A 21587-nucleotide genomic window follows, 5' to 3' on the forward strand; every position below is an offset into this window, starting at 1 on the left:
AGCCCCCAAACGGGAATCATGAGCAAGCGGCACACGCTTTCTATGGCTCGAATTTGTGCAGCCGTCGCGAAGCGCCCCGCGCAAAATCGGCAAGCAATTCGGCCTCTGCAACTCCTGTCCCATGCGCTCGTTTAGCGGCAGCGACTTATGTTGGAACGGGAGCTTTCATGGCCGGACGCACGCTGCTTCAGTTTTTCCACTGGTACTATCCTGATGGAGGCCAGCTCTGGGACGAGGTCGCTCAAAAAGCGGAGGATCTCAAGGAGTTGGGTGTGACGGACGTCTGGCTACCCCCGGCCTATAAAGGGGCTGCAGGCGGCTATTCCGTAGGCTATGACAGCTATGATCTTTTTGACCTGGGCGAATTCGATCAAAAAGGATCCATAGCCACCAAATATGGTGATCGCGCCGCGCTGGAACGGGCGGCGCATGCGCTGCACGACGTTGGCCTTGGCGTCATTCATGACGTTGTCTTCAATCATAAAATGGGCGCGGACGAGATGGAAACGGTCCATGTTCGCAGGGCCAATCCCGATAATCGGGACGAAGTGGAAGACCAAGCATTCCAGGCTCGCGCCTGGACCCGCTACGTTTTCCCTGGACGCCAGGGGCGCTATTCAGAGTTTGTCTGGGATGCCAGATGCTTCACCGGCGTCGACCATATTGAAGAACCGGATGAAGATGGCGTGTTCCGGCTCGTCAATGAATATGGTGATGGGGAATGGAATATCGAGGTCGACGACGAAAAGGGCAATTTTGACTATCTGATGGGATCAGACGTCGAGTTTCGGAACCGGGCGGTCTATGAAGAGCTCAAATATTGGGGCAGATGGCTGGCTGATCAACTGCCTTGTGACGGATTCCGTCTCGATGCAGCCAAGCATATCCCTGCATGGTTTTTCCGCGATTGGGTAGGGCACATGCGCGAAAGCGTCGGCGACGCGCTGTTTGTCGTCGCCGAATATTGGCATCCCGACATGACGGTCCTGCAAGCATATCTGGACATGGTCGATCGACAACTCATGCTTTTCGATGTCGGCCTTCTCCATCGTTTTCACGATGCGGCACGAGCCGGCGGCGATTTTGACCTGCGAACGATCTTCGATGGTTCGCTGCTGCATGCCGCCCCGGATCATGCGGTAACGATCGTCGGCAATCACGACACCCAACCGCTCCAGGCTCTTGAAGCACCCGTGGAGGATTGGTTCAAACCCCTGGCCTATGCCTTGATCCTGATCCTCGAACAGGGCACCCCATGCATCTTCTATCCCGATCTTTTCGGCGCACGATATGCCGATCAAGGTGGCGATGGGCACGCGCATGAGATCGTCATCGAGCCGGTGGCATGTCTGCCTCAGTTGCTCAGAGCACGGCAACTCTATGCCCATGGACCGCAAAGCGATCTGTTTGATGATCCACATTGTGTCGGTGTCATACGCCATGGCACCCAGGATCAGCCAGGATGTGTCCTGCTTGTGTCGAATGGCGAAGAGGCGAGCAAATCGGTCCAGCTCGGACCGGAGCATGCAGGGGCATCTTTCCATGATTTTCTGGGCCATCATGCTGAAGAGATAATCGCTGATGAAAACGGAAGCATCATCCTTAAGGTGCCCGGCGGCTCGATCAGTCTTTGGGTTCGCACATAACGCAATTTCCGTAATTTGCCTTCTTGGCCTTCGGCTCTTCTGGCAGCCTATTTCTTTCAATACAGGACAAGGTGCATCTCGAACGAACCGAGAGGCTGGCGGCGCCGGTTCAGGATCGGCGCGATGGCGGTCAGCGTAACTCTGGCGAGTCGTCGCAGACGGATAAGCGCGTTCTGCATCGCCCGGCCAAGTGAATGCAGCCCTTCAGGCAACGAGACGGGTCATGGCCTCACCCGGCTCTCCAGCCGGCTGTCGATCTTCAATGGCATCGATGACAGAAAACAGGTTTGTCACATTCTCATCGGCTTCGAATTCCGATCGGGACTGGGCTAATTGGCCATCGTTGATCAAAGCTTCGAGCGCCGTGCGAGCACGAGCAACGCGGCTTTTGACAGTACCGATCGCAGTGCCCATGATGGTCGCGGCTTCCTCGTAGGAAAAGCCACCCGCCCCGATCAATATAAGTGCCTCACGCTGAGGAACGGGGATCTGCGCGAGAGCGCGCACGACATCGGATAGCTCGACAATCTTCAACTGTTCCGCGGGCGCGGCAAGTAGTCTGTCTGCGACAAGATCGTCCCACGCCCCGACAAATTTGCTGCGCCGGCTGAGGCTGAAATAGTGATTGCGAAGGATAGTGAACGTCCATGCACGAAAATTGGTGCCGGTTATGAACCGCCCCCGCGCGCTCCAAGATTTCAGCATGGTTTCCTGGACCAGGTCGTCGGCAAGATCGCGATCACCACACAGACTGCGGGCAAAAGCTCTGAGTTGCGGCAGGACCAGCGTGAGTTCCCGCTTGAATGCTGTGTCAGTCAGCTTGTGCGGAGTCTCGGCGATTTGCGTTGCCGTCATACAGGCCCTTCGTGACGATGATGTAGCGCTGTGTCTGATAACGGGGTGGTTGACGATCTGTTCCGCTGGGGTCGGCGGGGCGAAGACCTGTCCGCCTCTGCGCCAGCCGCCTGTCGGCCATGGCAAGCCGGTGCGAGGCGCATGTTTACGGGGCGATCGGATCCTGCAGGGCCTCTGGCCGTTACCCCCTCATCTAACCCAGTCAGAAAAACTATTTCCAAAGGAGTCGCCATGTCGCTCAGCGACCGCACGATCGCCCTTCTCATCGCTCCGCGCGGTACGGAAGAAGTCGAATTTCTGGAGCCGATGAACGCCTTAAAGAGGGCGGGTGCGCGCGTTCAAGTGATCGGCCTTCAATCTGGCCAGGCACGCACCAATGTTCATGATCTTGATCCCGGTGGCGAATATGCCGTCGACATGACCTTCTATGAAGCAGATCCTGCATCTTTCGATGGCCTGGTCATTCCCGGTGGCAGTGTGGGTGCTGACAAATTGCGTGCCAGCCCCGAAGCGATATCCTTTGTCGAGGCAATCTTCGATGCGGGTAAGCCGATCGGGGCTATTTGTCATGCGCCCTGGCTTCTGATCGAAGCCAAGATAGCCCCCGGTCATTCGCTTACCTCTTATCCTTCGATCAGGACGGACATCGAAAATGCCGGCGGTCATTGGGTGGATGAGGAAGTCGTGATCGACGGTCAGTGTATCACCAGTCGCAGTCCTGATGATCTGCCGGCATTTTGTGCTGCGCTCGTCGACGCATTTGCAAACGCGTCATCGCGTTGAACTTTTTCTGGAACGGGCGGCGAACGCCGGCCGCCAATTTTGCAACAGGGTGAGGGTCAATGATTTTTCGTAAAAAGGCCATACAGGGTCGGGCATTTGGCCAGTCTCGTGATGAGGCGATGCAGGACGCGGTGAAGATCGGTATTGCGGAAACCGCAGCGCGTGCCGCTGTCACTGCGACAGTCACATTCGCGGTGGGTTGGCTCCTCAAGCGGACCTTCGAAAAAACGGTGGCGCAAAATGCGCAATCTGCCTGCAGGACAAAACCATCCATGGCGACCAATAGCCCTGCGGTGAGCTACAAACATACGCGAAAGCGGGCTGATATGGTTAGTCCGGACGCCTCCTGAAGAAAGACGCGCTGGAGTTTTCGAATGACCAAGGCTGAGCGATCTTTAGGCAAGGGTGCGACTGCCTGCGTGCAGCTTGACCAGAAAATTTCGAGTGAGCGCATTTCTTCGGATACAAAGCGGACATTGAGAAGTTATCGTTCGGTAAGTCATTGACTTGCGGCCCCCCTAGCCCTGCATCGAAAGATGCAGGGTTTTTAGTATCTGGCTTTCGTTGCGGCTCCCGCGTGATGCACCCGTGACCTTTTGACCGTGGCGACCGCGATCCAGTTCGCTCGGATCTCGGCCGGATTATCTGTGCGAAGCGTGAGTGATCCTTTGCACTCGACCCTTGTCGGGTGATGTGCGAATGCATTGATCATCCATTTTGCAATGCTGGACATGATGATGGTGTTTGCCGACTTTCTGCGAGGTCGAAGGCGTGACCTCCTGAGTGCCCAGGATCTCGAAGCGCTTGAAGCTGCGGTAGCTGACGTGCGAAACCTGCCTCCTCGCAAGACCTTCATCTCTCGCGATCAAAATATCACCATGAGCACCTATCTCATCGACGGCGTCATGTGCCGGTACATGGATGACCGGCAGGGAGAAAGACAGCTTGTTGCAGTGCATGTGGCCGGCGATTTCGTCGACCTTCATGGCTACCCGCTTGGTCATCTTGATCATGACCTCGCGACCTTGACCGCCTGTCGGGTAGCGTTGGTGCCCCATGTTGCGCTCGATCATCTTGTTGCGACGCGCCCGGCGCTTACGAAATTGCTCTGGTTCAGCACGCTCCTTGATGCTGCCATGCATCGCGAATGGATATTTCGCCTCGGGCGCCTCGATGCGATTGCGAGAGTCAGCCATTTCTTCTGCGAAACCGAGGCAAAATTGCGCGCGATCGGGCGAAGTGATGGATCGCATTTCATCCTTCCGATGACGCAGGCCGATCTTGGGGAGGCATGCGGAATTACATCCGTTCATATGAACCGGATGCTGCGGGAACTCAAAGATCGCAACCTCTTGGCGATGCATCGTCATGATGTTGAAATTCGCGATCGAAAAGGCCTGGCGCGGTTGGGCGAATTTGATCCCGCTTACCTTTTCCTCGACGACCAGAATTGACGGAACCGCCCTTGTCAGCCTGTCGTTGTCCGGGCTTGGAGAAGGAGCGAAAATATGCCAACCCCGGGTATCCATGAAGAAGCTGGCATCGCCTCAGCCCACGCCGGATTGATCATGCTGGATGGTCCCAACGGCATCGCCATAACGCTGACAGCCAGTGCAGCGGAGGGGACGGGTCTTTCCCTGTTGCGTGCCGCAGAACAGGCGCGTGAACAGTTGGAAAAAGGACAAACCGAAGATTTTGCGGAAGACTGAAGATAAAATCGTATTGATTTAGATCAATATGTCAGATCATTTCGGGTTTGCTCATTATTTTTATTGTTTCCGCAATGCAACTTTAGCCATTCATGCGGCTTTACTTTGCGGCTCGTGCGCTGGGGGAGGAACGAGGCCTATCTCCGTTAGAGGATAGCCGCATGAAGATCGCTCAAATCGCTCCCCTGGCTGAAAGTGTACCGCCCAAGCTTTACGGGGGTACCGAACGGATCGTCTCCTATCTCACCGAAGCTTTGGTGCATCAGGGGCACGAAGTGACCCTGTTCGCCAGCGGCGATTCACAGACTTCGGCCGAGCTTGTTCCGATCACGCCGGCGGCGCTGCGACTGACCCCGGGAATCGTCGACACGATCCCCTATCATATGATGATGCTTGATGCGGTGCGGCAACGGGCGGACGAGTTTGATGCGCTCCATTTCCATATCGATCTTCTGCATCTGCCGATGATCCAGGATTTCATCGGGCGCACCGTGACGACACTACATGGTCGGCTGGACCTTCCTGATCTGCCGCCATTCTATCGCTGCTTTGGCGATCACTGCCTGGTTTCGATCTCTGATCATCAACGGCAACCCATGCCCCCGGTCAATTGGGGCGCGACCATCTACCATGGTCTCCCGGCCGATCTGCTCACCCCCAGCCTTGGTGAAAATGAAGGTTATCTCGCCTTTCTCGGGCGTATTTCGCCTGAAAAAAGACCGGACCGCGCTATCCGCATCGCAGCCCGAGCCGGCATGGAATTGCGAATTGCGGCAAAAATCGACGCGGTCGACCGCGCCTATTGGGAGGAAGAGATCGCGCCTCTCGTCAAACTATATCCCAATATTCGCTTCATCGGCGAGATCAACGAGCGAGAGAAAGCTGATTTCCTCGGTGGTGCGAGCGCCTTGCTGTTTCCGATCGACTGGCCTGAGCCTTTCGGACTGGTGATGATCGAAGCCATGGCTTGCGGAACGCCGGTGATCGCCTTCCGCTGTGGATCGGTTCCGGAGGTCATCGAGGATGGGCGCTCGGGTTTCATCGTCGACAGCGAAGACGAGGCTGTCGAAGCGGTGAAACAAATTCGTCACCTCGAGCGCAAAATGGTGCGCGGCGTATTCGACGCACGGTTCACGGCTGACAGGATGGCTGCCGATTATGCCGCATTATATCATAGACTGCCTGGTGCGCGCACCGACGCAGCCTGGCTGCGTCGCCGGCGTGGCGAAGAATCGGAATTGCAGATCGTCGCATAGGAGCCGCCATGTCGCAGACCCAATCGCAGCCAGGGGTGTCGGGCATTGCAGGGGGACAGGCGCTGTCGCAGGCGCAAACCCAGTTCTTCATTCCTGCGACCGCCTCGTTGCATGAACGTCGCCCACGCACACTCAAGCATGGAGACAGCTTTGCTGTCTTTGATCACAGCGGCGACGCCATATCCGGGCCTGGTAGTCCCGAGGGTTTCTACCATCGCGATACGCGCCATCTTTCGCACCTGTACCTCACGGTCAATGGCATGCGCCCGATCCTGCTGAGTTCGGCGCTGCGGGACGACAATGCAATGTTGACCTGTGATCTGGCCAACCCGGACTTCATTGGAGAGGATGGGCGCGTAGAGGTGGAGCATGATCTGATCCATCTGCGTCGCAGCCGCTTTCTGTGGGACGGCGCGATCTATGAACGCATCATTGTCCGCAATTTCGACATTGCAGAGCGTCGGGTGTCGGTAGGCCTGTCCTTCGCTTCCGATTTTGCGGATCTGTTCGAGATACGTGGCATGACCAGATTGCGACGCGGCACCATGCACGAGCCGCAGGTCGGAGACGCCGATGTCCTGCTAGGCTATCGAGGACGCGATGACCTTGAACGCTCGACACATCTCCATTTTGATCCCGCACCCGCGCAACTAACGGCGGAGCAGGCGCTATTTGAAGTCACTGTTGGCCCCGGCAGTCGATCCACATTATTCGCACGTATCTCCTGCGAACATAAGAATGAGGTCGATCAACCCCTTCCCAAGCTCTTTCTAAAATCCCTGCGCGAGGCCATGCGTGCGCTTCAGCATGCGCGACGCCGCGCTGCTTCGATGCAATCGTCCAATGACCTGTTCAATGCCGTTTCGCGGCGTTCGGTTTCCGACATCTCGATGCTCTCCACCGATACAGAATTTGGGCCTTATCCCTATGCCGGCATTCCTTGGTTCAGCACCGTTTTCGGTAGGGATGCCCTGATCACTGCCCTTCAGACGATCTGGATGGACCCGGCCATCAGCCGAGGCGTGCTTGGATATCTCGCTGCGCATCAGGCGACGGATTTCGACCCGACAGCTGATGCCGAGCCAGGTAAGATTCTGCACGAAGTACGTCACGGCGAAATGGCCGAGCTGGGAGAGGTCCCTTTCCGTCATTATTATGGCAGCATCGATTCCACGCCGCTTTTCGTCATGCTGGCCGGCGCCTATTTGGAGCGCACCGGGGACCTTGAATATCTCGCTGGCTTGTTACCCAATATCGAGGCTGGATTGCGATGGATCGACACTCATGGCGATCGCGATGGTGATGGCTTCGTTGAATATGGACGCCTGACGGATCAGGGCCTGCAGAACCAAGGCTGGAAGGACAGCCATGATTCCATCTTCCATGTCGATGGCAGTATCGCCAGAGGCCCGATCGCTCTGGCTGAAGTTCAAGCCTATGTTTATGGCGCGTGGCAGGCGGCAAGCCTCATCTATCGTGCGATGGGCGATCTGGATCGCTCGGAAACCTATCTTGCCCGGGCTGTCGATCTCCAGCAGCGTTTCGACGCGTCTTTCTTCGACGCGGAACTGGGAACATATGTGCTCGCGCTCGATGGGCAAAAGCAGCCCTGCCGGGTTCGTTCCTCCAACGCAGGCCATGTCCTCTACACAGGCCTGGCACGACCAGAGCGCGCGCCCATAGTGGTGGCAACCTTGATGGCGCCCGCCTCATTTTCCGGCTGGGGCGTCAGGACGATCGCGTCGACCGAAAAACGCTACAATCCCATGAGCTATCATAATGGCTCAATCTGGCCGCACGACAATGCGCTGATTGCCGCAGGCTTTTCGCGATATGGGTTTCAGCGTCAGGCGGCGCAGATATTCGAAGGACTCTTTGCCGCTGCAACCTATGTTGATCTCATGCGGCTGCCTGAACTGTTCTGCGGTTTCCCGCGACGACGCTCCCAAGGCCCGACCTTTTATCCGGTCGCTTGCAGCCCCCAGGCATGGTCGGCGGCGGCCCCGCTATCTCTGATCCAGGCCAGTCTTGGACTGGCATTTGATGTCTCGTCCAACGAAATCCTTTTCCGCCAACCCACCTTGCCGACATTTATCGACCGGCTTTTCATCAAGGCGTTGCCATTGGGCCTGGCTGAGGCGGATATCATGCTTGAGCGTCTGGGAGATACGGTGGTCGTCAAACCGCAGCATCGGGACAGTCAGGTGAGGATTGTCAGTATAGCGTGATGAGCCAGTCCAAGGAGCGCACACAGCTGAGCCGGATGGCATCAGCCGACTATTTCACCCGCGCTCAAGATGCTGGTCCCGCTCAGCATATCAGCAATGATCGATCGGAATTTGGATGATTTCGCGCGAGCGTATCGACAATGGAGGATTGATCCTCTTCATCGCCATCTCGACGCTCGGGCTGGGTCTGATTGTTTCAGGTTTCATCTCGGCATTATTGTGGGCTGCTCTGGCGGCCCTGCTCTTTCAGCCGCTTTACAGACGTATCCTGTTCGACTGTCGCGGGCGACGCAACATGGCGGCGGCGTTGACGCTGCTCATCATTATCATAGCTGTCATCATGCCGGCCCTGATAATCGGGAGCCTCGTGATCGAGCAGGCAAGCGGCGTGTACGCAAAGATCAGAAGTGGCCAGATCGACTTTGTGACCTATTTCGGTCAGGTGCATGCTGCTTTGCTGATGCGGTTGCAGCAGTGGGTTGAGAATGCCGGTTTTGGCACGTTTGAGCGGGCACAAGCCAAGATTTCTCAGGCATTGAGCAACAGCGCGAGCATATTGACGCAGCGCGCATTGACCATAGGCGCGGACGCAGCAGCTTTCGTGCTTTCCTTTGGGGTGGGTCTCTATGTGAGTTTCTTTCTCCTGCGCGATGGGGAGGCGTTAGCATCGCAGATCATCACAAGACTGCCACTTGAACCGACCATAGCCCATCGGATTGCAACCCGCTTCGTGATCGTCGTGCGCGCGACCATAAAGGGATCGGGAATTGTCGCCCTGGCGCAAGGCATGCTAGGCGCAGCAACTTTCTGGATAGTAGGCATGCCTGCCGCCCTTCTATGGGGGGTGCTGATGGCGATTGCCGCCCTGCTACCAGCGATCGGACCTGCGATAATATGGCTGCCGGTAGCGACCTATCTGCTTGCTACGGGCGATTTTTGGCAGGCCGTCATCGTGGTTGCTTCCGGCGTCTTTGTGATCGGTCTTGTCGACAATCTCCTACGGCCCATGCTCGTAGGTCGAGATACCGGTCTGCCGGATTGGCTCATATTGGTGACGACCCTCGGCGGTATCGAGACGCTTGGCCTCAGCGGCATCGTGGTTGGGCCGATTGCTGCGGCCTTCTTCCTGACGGGATGGGATATATTGGCAGAGCAGAAAGCCGCTTCCACGCGAGACTGAACAGGGAATTGTTGGATTCCGCATAGCCCCCATGAACGCAAGATCGACCCGGGGGGAACGAAACGGCGATTGCCGCATTGTCGGCGAACCAATGGCGCGCCTTGCAGGATCTTCGATGATGTTCAAATATGTTGCGATCAGGCAGGAAAAGGGCCGCTGGCATATCAGCGCCGAGAGCGGCCGACCGGGCGATCCAGTCCTCAGTCTCGACAACAGAGGTTATGCCTCGCGCATGGACGCCCTGCAGGCTGCGATGATCTACGCGCAGGACAATCGCCTGGATATTGTTGAGATGGCCCCTTGAGGCGACCGGAAGCCTGCCACGATCTCTCTCCCCCATGCTCCGGTCGTTCGCGATGCTGTCCTTGCAGACGCGAATCGCGGAAAAAACTTGAACCGAAATCTGCGGCCCTATCGATCACCCACGAGATGAAAATTACGGCTTGCGAAGCCATCGGATGCAGGCCCCTCGCAGCGCGACTATGCAATCCGTCGCCGCAGCTTGGGACGGGGCTGCGATATGAGCCAGTGTCGGTCGAACTCGTCATTGAAACATCAAGGAAAAGGCATGATCTTTAAGTCGATCCTTTTCTCGCGTGATGGTTGGGTGCCCAATAATTCTGCCATCCCGGTCGGGCTGTACCTCGGAGTCGAGCCAAGCGAGAGGACGGATCTGGCCAAGGCCTTCGAGGCGCGATTTGCGAGCCATGGCTGGCTACCTGAGTGGCGTGACAAGATCTATGATTATGATCATTATCACTCGACTGCGCATGAAGTGCTTGGAATGGCCTCGGGTCATGCCACTCTCGCACTTGGAGGTTCGGCCGGATTTGAAATTGCGGTGGCGGCCGGCGATGCGCTGATGCTGCCGGCCGGAACCGGCCACCGCGCAGTCAAGCAGAGTCGGGATTTCCTCGCGGTAGGCGCTTATCCTGTCGGGCAGATCTGGGATATTTGTTGCGTCTCGCCAAGTCAGAGCATGCTGGATCGAATCAGCAGCCTGCCGCCGCCCGAATATGATCCGGTCACCGGCAGCAGAATATATTCACCGTAAAAGGCGGCTCCTCACCGCAACGTGCAATGCCAAGAGACCAGAGCAAATCGGCACATCATCTGTCTGTAGCCTGACATCCTTCACCGTTACGAAGTTTGCTAACGGATTGGACCATTTCAGATCTTTGAGCGTTCATTGTGTCGAGGAGACCGGCCTGATGCAATTTTCCCCCTTAATGCACTTCGTTGAGGCGCCACCCTCTCCATTGCCGCACCTGGCCATTTTGGCGGACGCCGAAGAACTGCAGCGGTCGGACGACAATATTTCGTCCCGATCTTCAACCGGCCAACATGTCGCCATGGGTGGCGCCATTCTGCTAACGGCTCTCCTGTTCGCGCGTGGGCTGAGATGATTTATATTTGGACAGTTTCTACTCGATGAAAAAGGAACGCCTCTATGTTGTGGACAATTCTCCTAGTCCTTCTCGTTCTCTGGGTTCTGGGCGCGTTCGTCATTCCGGTCGGCGGTGGCCTGATCCATCTACTCCTGGTTCTGGCCGTAATCGTTCTGGTCTATCAGTTCGTGACCGGAAGACGGGCCTGATAGGAAAAACCGGGCGCCCAAAATTAGCGATGTGAACCAGCGGAATGTTGGGGGGCTAGGCGCGAGTAACCCATGCCCTTCAATGTTCATCAAAGGCGGGATTTCTGATCACTAACATTCTCTGGTCGATCGGAAAGTTTAAGCCACGGTGACGCCGAGCTACCATTTCTCTGCATCGTCGTTTCTAAAGAAATGTCTACCACCTCGAGAGATAGTAGCTATCCCGTCAGCGTGCTGCCGGCATTTCGATGGCCGGATCATGCCGCATCATGTCTGCGTGCGGAACCTGGACAGGCCGCTCTGTTGCTAATTCGTCGCGAACGGGAGTGTCAGAATTCGGCGCGAGGGCTTCGAGGTAGCGCATGATTTCTCAGCTGCACGGTCAAGGTCTTGCGCAGGATCGGATTTCGCAATATTCGCCAATCCGTTATCAGCTTTCCTCACTTGAAAATCCTTGTGTGGCATGCCTACCTTCTTTTTCCAGATATTTTCTTCATAACAATCCAGTGTCCATGCGGTTGCAAGACAAAGAATATACTCCAATTTTCAATGGCTCCCTCCGCAGCCATGAGTCGATTACTCAGTTTGAAAAAGATGGCGATCGATAGGCTGCTGGGTCGTCTTCTGCGCTCTCTAAACCGACATTTGTGCGCTGACGTATTGCTCAGTCTACCCAGCTTGTGGAAAGCCCTCCCGGTTGAATAGGCTGGCTTTTGCCAGACTTCGCTTCTTTCTCGGCGTTCGCGGATATCTTTAATCCGTCGGCGATCAGCGCGAGACACCGGAAATAGTGGCTCGTGCAGCCGCGGGCGAATGCTTTCGGGTGAGCGCAATCCAAGGTCAGACCGAGCCGGGCTTGCCTACCATCGATCAGGCTATTTGCCTCTTGAACGAGGTTGCATCAGCCTGTGCCCACCAGCGCGCAAGACGCGGATCGCGAGCGCCTTCGAGCAGTTCCCCAGGCTCAACGAATGGATAGAGTTCATCGAAGGAACGCATCTCAACGGCGCTGATCCGCTGGCGCAATCCGTCCGGCGTAAACTCGTCAGGGGAATTGAGGCCGCATGCGACGACGATGTCATGCAGGGCCGACAGGGTGGATTGCTGGAACCGGGCGACACGTTCTGCCTTCTCGGGAATCACCAGGCCTCTCTGACGGGCCGGTGACTGCGTCGCCACGCCGGTCGGACAGGTGTCGGTATGGCAGCGCATGGACTGAACGCAGCCGAGCGAAAACATGAAGGCTCGCGCCGCATTGCACCAGTCTGCGCCCAGAGCCGCATTCATCGCGATCCCCGCACCCGAACTGACCTTGCCCGACGCCGCCAGTCTGATCTTCCCCTTGAGATTTGTGCCGACAAGTGCGTTGCGCGCAAGCATCAGCCCCTCCCGCAGCGGCATGCCGACCCGGTCAGACAATTCGGTGGGAGCAGCTCCGGTACCGCCCTCGGCGCCGTCAATCACGATGAAGTCGATCAGGATGCCGGTCTCGATCATCGCCTTCACGACGGCGAAAAGTTCATGGGGGTAGCCCACGCACAGTTTGATCCCGACCGGTTTGCCGCCCGAAAGTTCGCGCATCCTTCCAGCAAATTCGACAAGCTGGATCGGCGTGGAAAAGGCGCTGTGCCCAGCGGGCGACAGGCAGTCCTCGCCCATGGGCACGTCGCGGGTTTCGGCGATTTCGCGCGTTACCTTGGCCGCTGGCAATAGTCCGCCATGACCGGGCTTGGCGCCCTGGCTCAGCTTGATCTCCGTCATCTTCACCGCGTCATGGGCGGCCCGATCAGCAAAATGGCTTGGATCAAACTGGCCTTGTCGGTCTCGGCAGCCAAAATAGCCCGACCCTATTTCCCAGACGATGTCACCGCCATGTTTGAGATGATAGGGCGACAGGCCGCCTTCTCCGGTGTCGTGATAGAAAGCACCGATCTTTGCGCCAAGATTGAGCGCCTCGATAGCATTGCTGCCGAGTGCGCCGAAGCTCATGGCCGAAATATTGAGGCGCGCCGCCTGATAAGGCCGACTGCATTGATCCGTGCCGACATGGACCCGTGTTTCCCTCGGGGCGTTGCGGGAGGAGGCGATCGAATGGGCAAGCCACTCATATTCGTCGGAATAGACGTCGAGTTCGGTGCCGAATGGATGGGCATCCGCCTCGCCCTTGGCGCGGGCGTAGACGAGCGCCCGTTCATCATGGCTATAAGGTCGCCCATCCAGATCACTTTCGACGAAATAGGCCCTGGCAAAGGGACGCAACCATTCGAAGAACCAGCGGAAGCGGGCGGAGGCGGGATAGTTTCGACGCAGGCTATGATGCGACTGGAACAGATCGGTCAACGCCAGGACCAGAATCGGCGCGAGCACAAGCAACAGCCACAGCGCATGGCGATGATGCCGGCCAATGGCCAGCGTTCCAATCGTGCCGACGAGCCCGATCAGCAGCAGCAGGTTTCGGGACAGCGGACGGTCGCGCGTCAATGCCGCGACCAGATTGGGTCTCTCGCTCACGAGAGAAGATTTCGGATCAGCCCGACCACATCGCGACCGCGTCCGTTGAGCACCGCCTTGGCCGAATAGAGCGCCATGCCCGCGACTTGCCCCACTTCGACCTTGGGCGGCATGACGAGTTCGAACCGATCCGTGACCACATCAAGCAGAGCCGGTCCGGGCGCGGCGAGCCAGTCCGTTACGGCCCCTTCAAGCTGGTCGGCTTGTTCAACGCGCCGGCCCCATAGCCCCATTGCCTCGGCCACGCGCGCGAAATCAGGATTGACGAGGTCGGTATAGGCCTCCAGCAGCCCTTCAACCTTCTGCTCGATTTCGACGAAATCGAGTGCGCCATTGTTGAACACCGCGACCTTGATCGGCAGCTTCTCCTGCACTGCGGTCAGCAAGTCGCCCAACAGCATGGCGATGCCGCCATCGCCCGACAAGGATATCACGGTTCGGTCGGGGAACGCCGCCTTGGCTCCCAAGGCCTGAGGCATGGCATTGGCCATGGTGCCATGGCTCAGGCTGATAACGGTGCGATTGCGCCCGGTGGCCGCGACATGGCGCAGGCACCATACCATCGGCGATCCACCATCGGCGGTGTAGATGCTATCGGCGGGCGCATGCCGTGAAATCATCTCGGTGAGATATTGGGGATGAATTGCCCCACCTTTGCCGATGGTCGCATGCTTGGCCTGATCCTCAACCGTTCGGGCACGATGCGCAAGGCATTCGTCGAGAAACGCGCGTTCGCTGCGCGATGCTATGCGTGGCAGCAGCGCTTCGATCGTCGCAGCAACATCGCCCACGACGCCAAGGTCGACAGGATGGCGTCGTCCCAGATGGCTACCATCTATGTCGACCTGGATGATGGTTGCCTTTTCGGGATAAAATTGCCGCCAGGCAAAATCGCAGCCCAGCAGCAGCAGCGTGTCGCAGGCCATCAGCGCATGATAGCCCGCCTCACCGCCGAATATGCCGGTCATCCCGACATTGAAAGCATTGTCATGCTCCAGGAAATCCTTGGCGCGCGAGGTATGGGCGACCGGTGCCTGGAGCGCGTGCGCCAAGGCAATGATCTGATCATGGGCGCCCTCGCAACCCGATCCACCGTAGATGGCGATCTTCTTGCCCTTGGCGATCTCAGCGGCGATGCGGTCGATATCCGCATCGGTCGGGCGTATGAGCGGACGGGCGGGATGAACCGCAAAGGGTGGCTCGTCGGGGGCCTTGGCGCTCGAGACATCCGCAGGTACGATCAGTACCGCCACCCCTTTCTTCGCCAGAGCGGCCTGGGCTGCCATCGCGGTCTTGCGCCGCGCCTGTGCGGGCGTCCTGATTTCTTCGCAGAATACGCTGCAGCTCTGGTAGATGGACCGGAAGTCGACCTCCTGTGGGAAGTCGAAGCCCAGCTCATCGCGAACGATCTGGCTGGCAATCAGGACCACGGGCGCGCGATTGCGGTGGGATTCGAACAGGCCATTGATGAAGTGGAGACTGCCGGGGCCGCAGGAGCCCGCGCACAGCGCCAATTCGCCGGTCAGCATCGAGTCTGCCCCCGCTGCAAATCCGCCCGCCTCCTCGTGGCGCACATGGACCCAGCGAATATCGCTTTCGCGGATGGCGTCAGTCACATGGTTGAGGGTGTCGCCCGGGACGCCGTAGCAGCGCCTAGCCCCGGCTGCCGCGAGCGTTTCCACGATTACCTGCGCCACTGTGGTCATGAACTGTTCCCCGATAGCATCTTGAGATGCAGGGGTAAGCGGCGAGCGGCACCCATGTTCCGTTACAAATGAGTTATGTTGAACGGCGCGCGGCCGTCTGGTGGCCGCCTGGCACCTCTTGCCGTTACAACGGGCTGCCCCTCATCAGCTGCGAGCCGATAGAAGCGCCGCACGCCATCAGGCAAGCGCGACGCTCAACGGGCCGTCCGTGGGCATCTCATCGATAGCGCCGCACTTGGGGGCAGTAGCCAGGGCATTGGCACTGGAGAATTTTGGCAGCGCCAGCAGGCTTAGCGCATAGCCGATGATGGCGCTGCCGCCATAACCCACAACCGGCGTCGGATAATTGCCCAGGGCAGCCGCCAGGATCGCGGCGAACCAGACGGCGCCGAAAGCGACATAGATTGCGCGGCTCTCGGCAGCCCGGCGCCAACCAATGACGGAAGGGACGACGAGCAGCATCAAGCCGCCCAATACCGCCAGTCCCGCAACGGCATGAAGGTCGAACGATGAATAGAGAATCTGATCGACATAGGGTATTGCGGGCAGTCTGTCGGCACGGATCAGCGTTGCCGCAAAGCTCGCGGCGCTGGCAGCAAGTGCGGTGCACACATGTCGATCGGGGCGCATGACTGCAAGCGCGGTTAGGCAGATCACGAGCATCGCCGCCATCGCGCGATCGGGCTGAAGCGCCATTGCGACCGCAGCCGCGACGATGCTGACAGTCGCGGGGACGTTTCGAAAACGCGAAAATGCGACGAGCATTGTCGGCAAGAGGATCAGACTTGGCTGCATCGCCAATCCGCCCCAATAAACCCAGCGCGCTATTCCATCGGCTTGGGAGCCGAAAAGAGCTGTTGCCAACAATGCGCCTGCCATCATGAGGTTTGCCCCGTCCGTCCAACCTTGCCCCGATCGGGCCGCGCGTTCCAGCAGCAGCAGCAGAGTCAAGCCGATGATCAAGGCGCCCAGGTTCACCCCAAGATAGCGCATCGGCGCGCCGGCGATCGCCATATAGGCAGTGCCGAGCAGGACAGCGCTGGTCAGACAGACGATGCCCAGCGCACGGGGACGACGTGTAGCGGCGTTGACGATATGCATGATGGTCGATCCTTCCGGACGGGAAACATGGTCACCAACAGGCGAGGCGAAGATGGTCAGCAGGCGGGATGCGACCGCACGCGGCATGAGCCCACATAGGCTGCCGAGCGTGAATAAGAGAGCCTTGCTGTCATCCGGGATGGCAGCGGCTTCGCAACGGATCGCCCATCCCCATCGCTGCAAAGGCGTGGGCAGCGTAGCTTGCAGCGCACGACAGGCCAGATCGATCAAGCGGCGACGAAGCCTTATGCTCATATGGTTGCCTGCCGGCTGCGCACGGCAGTTGTGACCGGATGACCGGGAGGATTGGCGCGGGCAAGCTGCACACCGCTCGCCGTCAACCGATAAGCGTGCCGTGGCGGGCGGCCAGCTTCAACTGGCTGCTGCCATTCTGCTTCCAGATGTCCCTGAGCTTCCAGGCGGATGAGGAGCGGATAGAGTGTGCCGGATTTCACATCAGCGCGGCGCGCCAATTCATATCCGTGCGACCATTGGCCATCGGCATCGAGCAGGATGGCAAGCACCATCCGGGCGCGAGAGGACAAGGAACGTGTTCGAGGCATGATCGATAGATCTACCTATATCGATTTATTGTCAAGCTTCAGTCGGAATGAGCATGGAAGCGCGCCAAAATGTTGCTCGAGATTGACCGATTGCCGATCGTCCCACTAAGTTCCGCACACGGAATTGATGACAGGCTTTTCGCACAACCTGAGCAGGAAAAGGCATGACGGAAGAAGAAGCTTACGCGCTCAGACTGCAATCCGTCGCCACCACCAAGCTGGCGCAGACCACGCTTGAATTCGCTATCAACATGGCACGACTGCAGGGATTGTCCCTCGATCTGGAAGGCGCTGCCCAAGCGCACCTCAATTGTGAACTGGATCACAGCCTCGACCCGAAAAGCCTGGCAATAGAAGGTGACGCGCGCATGATTGTCGCAGAGACGCTCCTCGCCTTCGCGCGCAAGTCGGGCTGCTGATCACAGGCCTCGCAAAAGATCTGCCGCTGCTGCTGACCACGCTTTCGGAGAGCGTGGCCAAAGCTCCATCCGATCCATCATTTTGTGCAGCACGGCATGTTACAGCCTTGCATGCCGCAGCCCCTAGGCCAGTTACTGGCCCAGCTTGAAAAGCCCATGGCGAAAGCTAACGGAACGGCACAAATTGTTGCTCGTTCATGTCTCCATGAAGCCATTCGCGCCTGCAGAACGTGTTCCCTATCTCCATGCCCGTCGCGACCTCAAAATGGCACGGTCGGCCCATGCTTATGTGTGGGGCAACACGGCACGTTTCTACGAATGGCTGGAAGATAGCAGGCTTGCCCGGATCGTCCCGGAAGGGCCCGCGATCTGGATCTGCGGGGACTGCCATCTTGGCAATCTTGGTCCGTTAGCGGATAGCGACGGCAATGTCGCAATCCAGATACGCGATCTTGATCAGGCGGTCATTGGCAATCCCGCACACGATCTTATCCGCCTTGGCCTGTCACTTGCGACTGCGGCGCGCGGTTCCGATCTTCCAGGCGTCATCACCGCTCGCATGCTGGAAGAGATGATTGCGGGCTACGCCGAAGCCTTTTCCCACCCGGACCAGGACGAGCGGGAGGCCCAGCAGGAACCTGATGCGGTGCGCACGGTTCGCCGCCGTGCTCTCAACCGCAAATGGCGTCATCTGGCCAAAGAGCGGCTGGAGGCGATTGAACCCTGTATTCCTCTTGGCAAGCGATTTTGGCCGCTCGATGAAAAGGAATATGCGGCCCTGCGCGATGTCGTGATCCATCCGCCTGTCAGCGCGATGATCCTGTCTCTCGATCATCGCGGGAAAGAACGCGCACCTGTCATGGCGGACGCTGCCTATTGGATGAAGGGTTGCAGTTCGCTTGGCCTTCTGCGGTTTGCCGCGGTCGTCACCTTGGAAGGAAAAAAGCGCACCGATCATGCGCTGGTCGATCTCAAGGAAGCTGTTCAACCTGTCGCGCCGATCGCGTCCGGAGCCTGCATGCCGGATGATCCTGCTGAACGCGTGCTGGCAGCAGCACGCGCCTTGTCTCCGCATCTGGGCGAGCGCATGGCCACAGCAAGGATGCTTGGACATTCGATCTTCGTTCGCGAACTGATGCCGCAAGACCTCAAGATCGAGGCAGAACAATTTTCTCGGGGCGAGGCCCTAAAAGCCGCGCGATATCTCGCCTTCGTTGTGGGAAAAGCCCATGCACGACAAATGGACAAAGCGACACGCCGCGCATGGCTCACGACTTTGCGCAACGGCCGATCGAACGGCATGGACGCCCCATCCTGGTTGTGGCGGGCCGTAGTTGCCTTGGCGGCGCGACATGAAGCAGGCTATCTCGACCATTGTCGCATTTATGCACTGGCGCGCTGAGACATCTTTCGTCTGGGAAGGATGCTCAGCCGTGCGGACGTGCCGACTGCGCTCGGTAAAATCACACTGATTGAGATTAAAGCGACAGCTGCGACCGGGAACGCCCCTCTTGGCTAGGGATTGTCCTTCTGGCGGGACAATATTTGTCTCGAGCAGATTGGAGAGTATCATGAGCATTGAAGGCAAGGCCAAGGAAGCCGCCGGTTACATTAAGGAAGAAGCTTTCGAGCATGGCAAATCGCCTGAAAGTCAGAAGAAGGCCCAGGAAGGCCGCGACCTTCGCAACGAAGGCCGGGTGGAAGATGGCAAGCTACCCAAGACCGACAAGCCCGGCACCGGCGACTGACGGTCCTCCAAGCAAAAATCGCCGCTCCGGTCCGGGGCGGCGATTTTCATTGGAGTGCCTCTATTTTAGCGGTTTGTAGCTGCATTTGAATTTCAACGGGCGGGCTGGCAGGCTCGGTGTCAAATGGATGTGGAACTGCTCTCCGACCATCGTGTCGAGCGCGAAAGCCTGCTCCGCCTCATACATGTCGTCACGATGGGCGTCCTTCCATCCAGCCACGGCCTCGATCGCCTTTGCCTTCGCCCGCGACAGGCTGGTTGCCACGACGAACATGTTGCGATGCTGCTCCGCGAAGTCCGTCGGGTCATACCCTCCCAGATTGACATAATATAGCCTCTCGGCGCCCGTCCATCGCTCTGGGCGTAAAGTGACATTGTAGCCATCGGCATGATCGATCTCGGCCCAGCAGTCTATGTGCAGCGTGCCTGGCGTCCCCCACCATTGCTCCCGCAATGCTGCATGGGTGTCCGTGATCGTATCAGCTACAACAAACCGCATATCGTGGATTTCGATATGGGCCCTGGGATGTTCGCCGCCCACATATATCGCAAAAAGCTTCATATCGGTGCTCCGGGCTGGTGCTCGGACCGTACAGGCGATCGCGATGGGCGTATCGCGATCGCACAAGCCAGTTCAGCGCCGACTACCAGGCCCATTTCATGGGAGCTGGTGATGCCCTGGACAAAGGGATGGCGACCAAGAATGAAAGGTAGGCTTAGACAGAATATGCGTCGCGCCGCCGGGTCGTCAGAGACAGGATGATAGAGCTCGTCGATTGCGACACCTTTGACGCTGCAGCCTTGCGTGTCTGCGGCATTTTGGACGATTTCTTGTTCGATCAAGGTTGGGAAGGGGAATGCGTCAACATTGAGTGGACGCTGTCCCGTTGCTTCGATGAACACAGGATAATGGTGATCTTCGCCATCAATCAACACATGCACACCGGAATCGGCTTGATGACTATCGATTCTGTAATTTTCTCCCAATGCCTTCACATCCAATTTTTTTGCCCGATGTAGTGCTATCAGGCGTTCGATGGAAAGGTGTGGCACTGTTGCATAGTCGTCGATGAATATCGGCTTTAGAAAGCGATCAAACCGCTCGAGTTCATCTTCATCAAGATGCGGAACGATCAGTGCCATCACCTCATGCATCCGCAAGATGGCATAGCGCCATGGAACGGTGACTTCCTTGGCGAAGTTGCGCTTGGCTTCTGCCAGGTTGGTCGCTGCCCACTCAAATGGATCGACGTTGGCGCGCTCTCCAAAATAGCGATCCGAAAACTGTTCGGGCGCGAGGTCTGCAAGCATGATGCGTTTCGCATAATCCGGGTTAGCCTCCTGCAGCTCCTGCCGGAAAAGCGCGTAGGCTCGACGGAGAATATCGCCTTCTCCATCCTCGATCAGGCTTGTGATCGCTGCTTCCGTGCAGATCGAAAGCGGTATGTAGGGGATAGTATGGTAGAAATCAGCTTCCGGAAGCAGGCCCTTGCGCGACATCATCGTTATCTGAAGCTTTTCATGGCCGGGCTTTGACCGATATGTCAGAGCTCCGCCGTTCCGGCATTCGAACTGACCGTGGGCGACAGCCAGAGCCACCGCGGCATCAATGGCCGTCAGTGAGCTTCCGCGCAGCCCAACCTTTGTAGCGGAAATCCGCTGAAGTGCGCTTGCCGGCCATGGGCTCAGATAATAGCCGGGTCGCACTTCGGGCTCTTCGGGCCACTGATGCCCGGTCGCCAGGACGACATAATCAAACCACTCGATTGACTGGGGCAAGCGGGCTGGGGCGATCATCAGCTTCAGGCTGTCTCCTTCAACTTCAATGTCGACTACCTTGGTTCGCGCGCGGACATGAACGTCGATCCCCTTCAACCGGGCGCGCTCGACCAGTTGGGTGAACTGGTCGAGAAAGAACCGGCCGAGCGCTACCCGCGGGTAAAAAGCCCGTTCGTCGATGCCTGATCGATCAATGCCGAGTGCGCGAAGCCGATCTTCATCCTGGCGGCCGAGCCAATCGATCAACGTTTCTGCCAGAGGCGGAATTTCGACGCTCGCAATGTTGGACAGCATGGCGGGATCATTCCAGCCTGGCCGATATGGGGTGCCCAGACCTGGCTGGGATTGCAGTTCAAATATGGTGATATTGGCGTCAGGCCGGCCTGGTAAATTGCCTAGGGCTTCAATCAGCGCGTTCAACGTATAGATGGTGGTCGGACCTGCGCCGACGAAAGCGATTGCGGTAGCCATGTCAGTGCAATTCCCGTGGCGCCATTGAGTGCCATG

At 57.9% G+C, this 21587-nt stretch carries 21 protein-coding genes; 14 read left to right on the forward strand and 7 right to left on the reverse strand.

The genetic code is table 11. From position 1 onward, the window contains the following. Nucleotides 1–167 precede the first annotated feature (167 nt). Nucleotides 168–1646, forward strand: a complete 1479-nt coding sequence (amyA, locus tag A0U87_RS06495) for an alpha-amylase (RefSeq protein ID WP_004209583.1) — start codon at nt 168–170, stop codon at nt 1644–1646. Nucleotides 1647–1850: 204 nt separating this feature from the next. On the opposite strand, the gene A0U87_RS06500 is transcribed toward amyA, so the two are convergent. Beyond that, on the reverse strand, nt 1851–2501 hold the full coding sequence (locus A0U87_RS06500; protein WP_004209584.1) for a sigma-70 family RNA polymerase sigma factor: 651 nt from the start codon (nt 2499–2501) through the stop codon (nt 1851–1853). Between the two features lie 231 nt (nt 2502–2732). Between A0U87_RS06500 and A0U87_RS06505 the strand changes: the two genes are divergently transcribed. From A0U87_RS06505 to A0U87_RS06555, 10 genes are all read left to right on the forward strand, one after another. Then, complete coding sequence (locus tag A0U87_RS06505; RefSeq protein WP_004209585.1) at nt 2733–3284, forward strand: type 1 glutamine amidotransferase domain-containing protein; 552 nt, start codon at nt 2733–2735, stop codon at nt 3282–3284. Between the two features lie 59 nt (nt 3285–3343). Continuing rightward, complete coding sequence (locus tag A0U87_RS06510) at nt 3344–3634, forward strand: hypothetical protein (protein WP_037490782.1); 291 nt, start codon at nt 3344–3346, stop codon at nt 3632–3634. A gap of 387 nt (nt 3635–4021) precedes the next feature. Continuing rightward, nucleotides 4022–4738 carry a Crp/Fnr family transcriptional regulator gene (locus A0U87_RS06515; protein ID WP_004209586.1) on the forward strand — a complete coding sequence of 239 codons (717 nt, stop codon included), beginning with the start codon at nt 4022–4024 and terminating at the stop codon, nt 4736–4738. 54 nt (nt 4739–4792) lie between these two features. Then, on the forward strand, nt 4793–4993 hold the full coding sequence (locus A0U87_RS06520) for a hypothetical protein (RefSeq protein WP_004209587.1): 201 nt from the start codon (nt 4793–4795) through the stop codon (nt 4991–4993). A 161-nt stretch (nt 4994–5154) separates the two neighbouring features. Beyond that, nucleotides 5155–6249 (forward strand): glycosyltransferase family 4 protein, encoded by a 1095-nt coding sequence (locus A0U87_RS06525; RefSeq protein WP_004209588.1) that lies wholly within the window; start codon nt 5155–5157, stop codon nt 6247–6249. 8 nt (nt 6250–6257) lie between these two features. Continuing rightward, nucleotides 6258–8477: an amylo-alpha-1,6-glucosidase gene (locus A0U87_RS06530; RefSeq protein WP_004209589.1), complete on the forward strand. Its 2220-nt coding sequence runs from the start codon at nt 6258–6260 to the stop codon at nt 8475–8477. A gap of 115 nt (nt 8478–8592) precedes the next feature. Beyond that, the gene (locus tag A0U87_RS06535) at nt 8593–9657 is read left to right on the forward strand and encodes an AI-2E family transporter (protein WP_137405297.1); all 1065 of its coding nucleotides are present in this window, start codon (nt 8593–8595) and stop codon (nt 9655–9657) included. A 91-nt stretch (nt 9658–9748) separates the two neighbouring features. Next, entirely contained in the window at nt 9749–9961 is a 213-nt protein-coding gene (locus tag A0U87_RS06540; protein WP_240700511.1) for a hypothetical protein, read from the forward strand. 264 nt (nt 9962–10225) lie between these two features. Next, nucleotides 10226–10711: a hypothetical protein gene (locus tag A0U87_RS06545; protein ID WP_004209592.1), complete on the forward strand. Its 486-nt coding sequence runs from the start codon at nt 10226–10228 to the stop codon at nt 10709–10711. Between the two features lie 396 nt (nt 10712–11107). Beyond that, nucleotides 11108–11254: a lmo0937 family membrane protein gene (locus tag A0U87_RS06555; RefSeq protein WP_004209597.1), complete on the forward strand. Its 147-nt coding sequence runs from the start codon at nt 11108–11110 to the stop codon at nt 11252–11254. An 870-nt stretch (nt 11255–12124) separates the two neighbouring features. Here the strand turns inward: A0U87_RS06555 and A0U87_RS06560 are convergent. The 4 genes from A0U87_RS06560 to A0U87_RS06575 form a co-directional block, all read right to left on the reverse strand. Then, nucleotides 12125–13765 carry an FMN-binding glutamate synthase family protein gene (locus tag A0U87_RS06560; protein ID WP_137405298.1) on the reverse strand — a complete coding sequence of 547 codons (1641 nt, stop codon included), beginning with the start codon at nt 13763–13765 and terminating at the stop codon, nt 12125–12127. After that, nucleotides 13762–15471, reverse strand: coding sequence for a ubiquinone-dependent pyruvate dehydrogenase (locus tag A0U87_RS06565; RefSeq protein WP_004209601.1), 1710 nt, complete (start codon nt 15469–15471; stop codon nt 13762–13764). Before A0U87_RS06565 ends, A0U87_RS06560 begins: the two co-directional genes overlap by 4 nt. 177 nt (nt 15472–15648) lie before the next feature. Continuing rightward, a complete protein-coding gene (locus tag A0U87_RS06570; protein WP_234415671.1) occupies nt 15649–16803 on the reverse strand; it encodes a hypothetical protein in 1155 nt (384 codons plus the stop codon). Nucleotides 16804–16823: 20 nt separating this feature from the next. Then, nucleotides 16824–17099: a PadR family transcriptional regulator gene (locus A0U87_RS06575; RefSeq protein WP_199909682.1), complete on the reverse strand. Its 276-nt coding sequence runs from the start codon at nt 17097–17099 to the stop codon at nt 16824–16826. A 200-nt stretch (nt 17100–17299) separates the two neighbouring features. On the opposite strand from A0U87_RS06575, the gene A0U87_RS06580 reads away from it, so the two are divergent. The 3 genes from A0U87_RS06580 (at nt 17300) to A0U87_RS26125 (ending at nt 19302) form a co-directional block, all read left to right on the forward strand. Beyond that, nucleotides 17300–17554 carry a hypothetical protein gene (locus A0U87_RS06580; RefSeq protein ID WP_004209604.1) on the forward strand — a complete coding sequence of 85 codons (255 nt, stop codon included), beginning with the start codon at nt 17300–17302 and terminating at the stop codon, nt 17552–17554. 184 nt (nt 17555–17738) lie between these two features. Beyond that, nucleotides 17739–18956, forward strand: coding sequence for a DUF2252 family protein (locus A0U87_RS06585; RefSeq protein ID WP_234415670.1), 1218 nt, complete (start codon nt 17739–17741; stop codon nt 18954–18956). Nucleotides 18957–19125: 169 nt separating this feature from the next. After that, nucleotides 19126–19302, forward strand: coding sequence for a hypothetical protein (locus A0U87_RS26125; RefSeq protein ID WP_004209606.1), 177 nt, complete (start codon nt 19126–19128; stop codon nt 19300–19302). Nucleotides 19303–19362: 60 nt separating this feature from the next. Here the strand turns inward: A0U87_RS26125 and A0U87_RS06590 are convergent, their stop codons facing one another. Continuing rightward, a complete protein-coding gene (locus tag A0U87_RS06590; protein ID WP_004209607.1) occupies nt 19363–19863 on the reverse strand; it encodes a DUF1543 domain-containing protein in 501 nt (166 codons plus the stop codon). Beyond that, nucleotides 19860–21551, reverse strand: coding sequence for an FAD/NAD(P)-binding protein (locus tag A0U87_RS06595; RefSeq protein WP_048939278.1), 1692 nt, complete (start codon nt 21549–21551; stop codon nt 19860–19862). The genes A0U87_RS06590 and A0U87_RS06595 overlap by 4 nt, the downstream gene beginning before the upstream one ends. Nucleotides 21552–21587: the final 36 nt, after the last annotated feature.

Origin of the sequence: Sphingobium sp. MP9-4, from assembly GCF_005281675.1 — a bacterium.
Lineage (GTDB): Bacteria > Pseudomonadota > Alphaproteobacteria > Sphingomonadales > Sphingomonadaceae > Sphingobium > Sphingobium yanoikuyae.

Excerpts from the sequence above, each read along its gene's own strand:
- amyA (WP_004209583.1), top strand. The coding sequence starts at position 168 with ATGGCCGGACGCACGCTGCTTCAGTTTTTCCACTGGTACTATCCTGAT.
- A0U87_RS06500 (WP_004209584.1), bottom strand. The coding sequence starts at position 2,501 with ATGACGGCAACGCAAATCGCCGAGACTCCGCACAAGCTGACTGACACA.
- A0U87_RS06505 (WP_004209585.1), top strand. The coding sequence starts at position 2,733 with ATGTCGCTCAGCGACCGCACGATCGCCCTTCTCATCGCTCCGCGCGGT.
- A0U87_RS06510 (WP_037490782.1), top strand. The coding sequence starts at position 3,344 with ATGATTTTTCGTAAAAAGGCCATACAGGGTCGGGCATTTGGCCAGTCT.
- A0U87_RS06515 (WP_004209586.1), top strand. The coding sequence starts at position 4,022 with ATGGTGTTTGCCGACTTTCTGCGAGGTCGAAGGCGTGACCTCCTGAGT.
- A0U87_RS06520 (WP_004209587.1), top strand. The coding sequence starts at position 4,793 with ATGCCAACCCCGGGTATCCATGAAGAAGCTGGCATCGCCTCAGCCCAC.
- A0U87_RS06525 (WP_004209588.1), top strand. The coding sequence starts at position 5,155 with ATGAAGATCGCTCAAATCGCTCCCCTGGCTGAAAGTGTACCGCCCAAG.
- A0U87_RS06530 (WP_004209589.1), top strand. The coding sequence starts at position 6,258 with ATGTCGCAGACCCAATCGCAGCCAGGGGTGTCGGGCATTGCAGGGGGA.
- A0U87_RS06535 (WP_137405297.1), top strand. The coding sequence starts at position 8,593 with ATGATTTCGCGCGAGCGTATCGACAATGGAGGATTGATCCTCTTCATC.
- A0U87_RS06540 (WP_240700511.1), top strand. The coding sequence starts at position 9,749 with ATGGCGCGCCTTGCAGGATCTTCGATGATGTTCAAATATGTTGCGATC.
- A0U87_RS06545 (WP_004209592.1), top strand. The coding sequence starts at position 10,226 with ATGATCTTTAAGTCGATCCTTTTCTCGCGTGATGGTTGGGTGCCCAAT.
- A0U87_RS06555 (WP_004209597.1), top strand. The coding sequence starts at position 11,108 with ATGTTGTGGACAATTCTCCTAGTCCTTCTCGTTCTCTGGGTTCTGGGC.
- A0U87_RS06565 (WP_004209601.1), bottom strand. The coding sequence starts at position 15,471 with ATGACCACAGTGGCGCAGGTAATCGTGGAAACGCTCGCGGCAGCCGGG.
- A0U87_RS06575 (WP_199909682.1), bottom strand. The coding sequence starts at position 17,099 with ATGGTGCTTGCCATCCTGCTCGATGCCGATGGCCAATGGTCGCACGGA.
- A0U87_RS06580 (WP_004209604.1), top strand. The coding sequence starts at position 17,300 with ATGACGGAAGAAGAAGCTTACGCGCTCAGACTGCAATCCGTCGCCACC.
- A0U87_RS26125 (WP_004209606.1), top strand. The coding sequence starts at position 19,126 with ATGAGCATTGAAGGCAAGGCCAAGGAAGCCGCCGGTTACATTAAGGAA.
- A0U87_RS06590 (WP_004209607.1), bottom strand. The coding sequence starts at position 19,863 with ATGAAGCTTTTTGCGATATATGTGGGCGGCGAACATCCCAGGGCCCAT.
- A0U87_RS06595 (WP_048939278.1), bottom strand. The coding sequence starts at position 21,551 with ATGGCTACCGCAATCGCTTTCGTCGGCGCAGGTCCGACCACCATCTAT.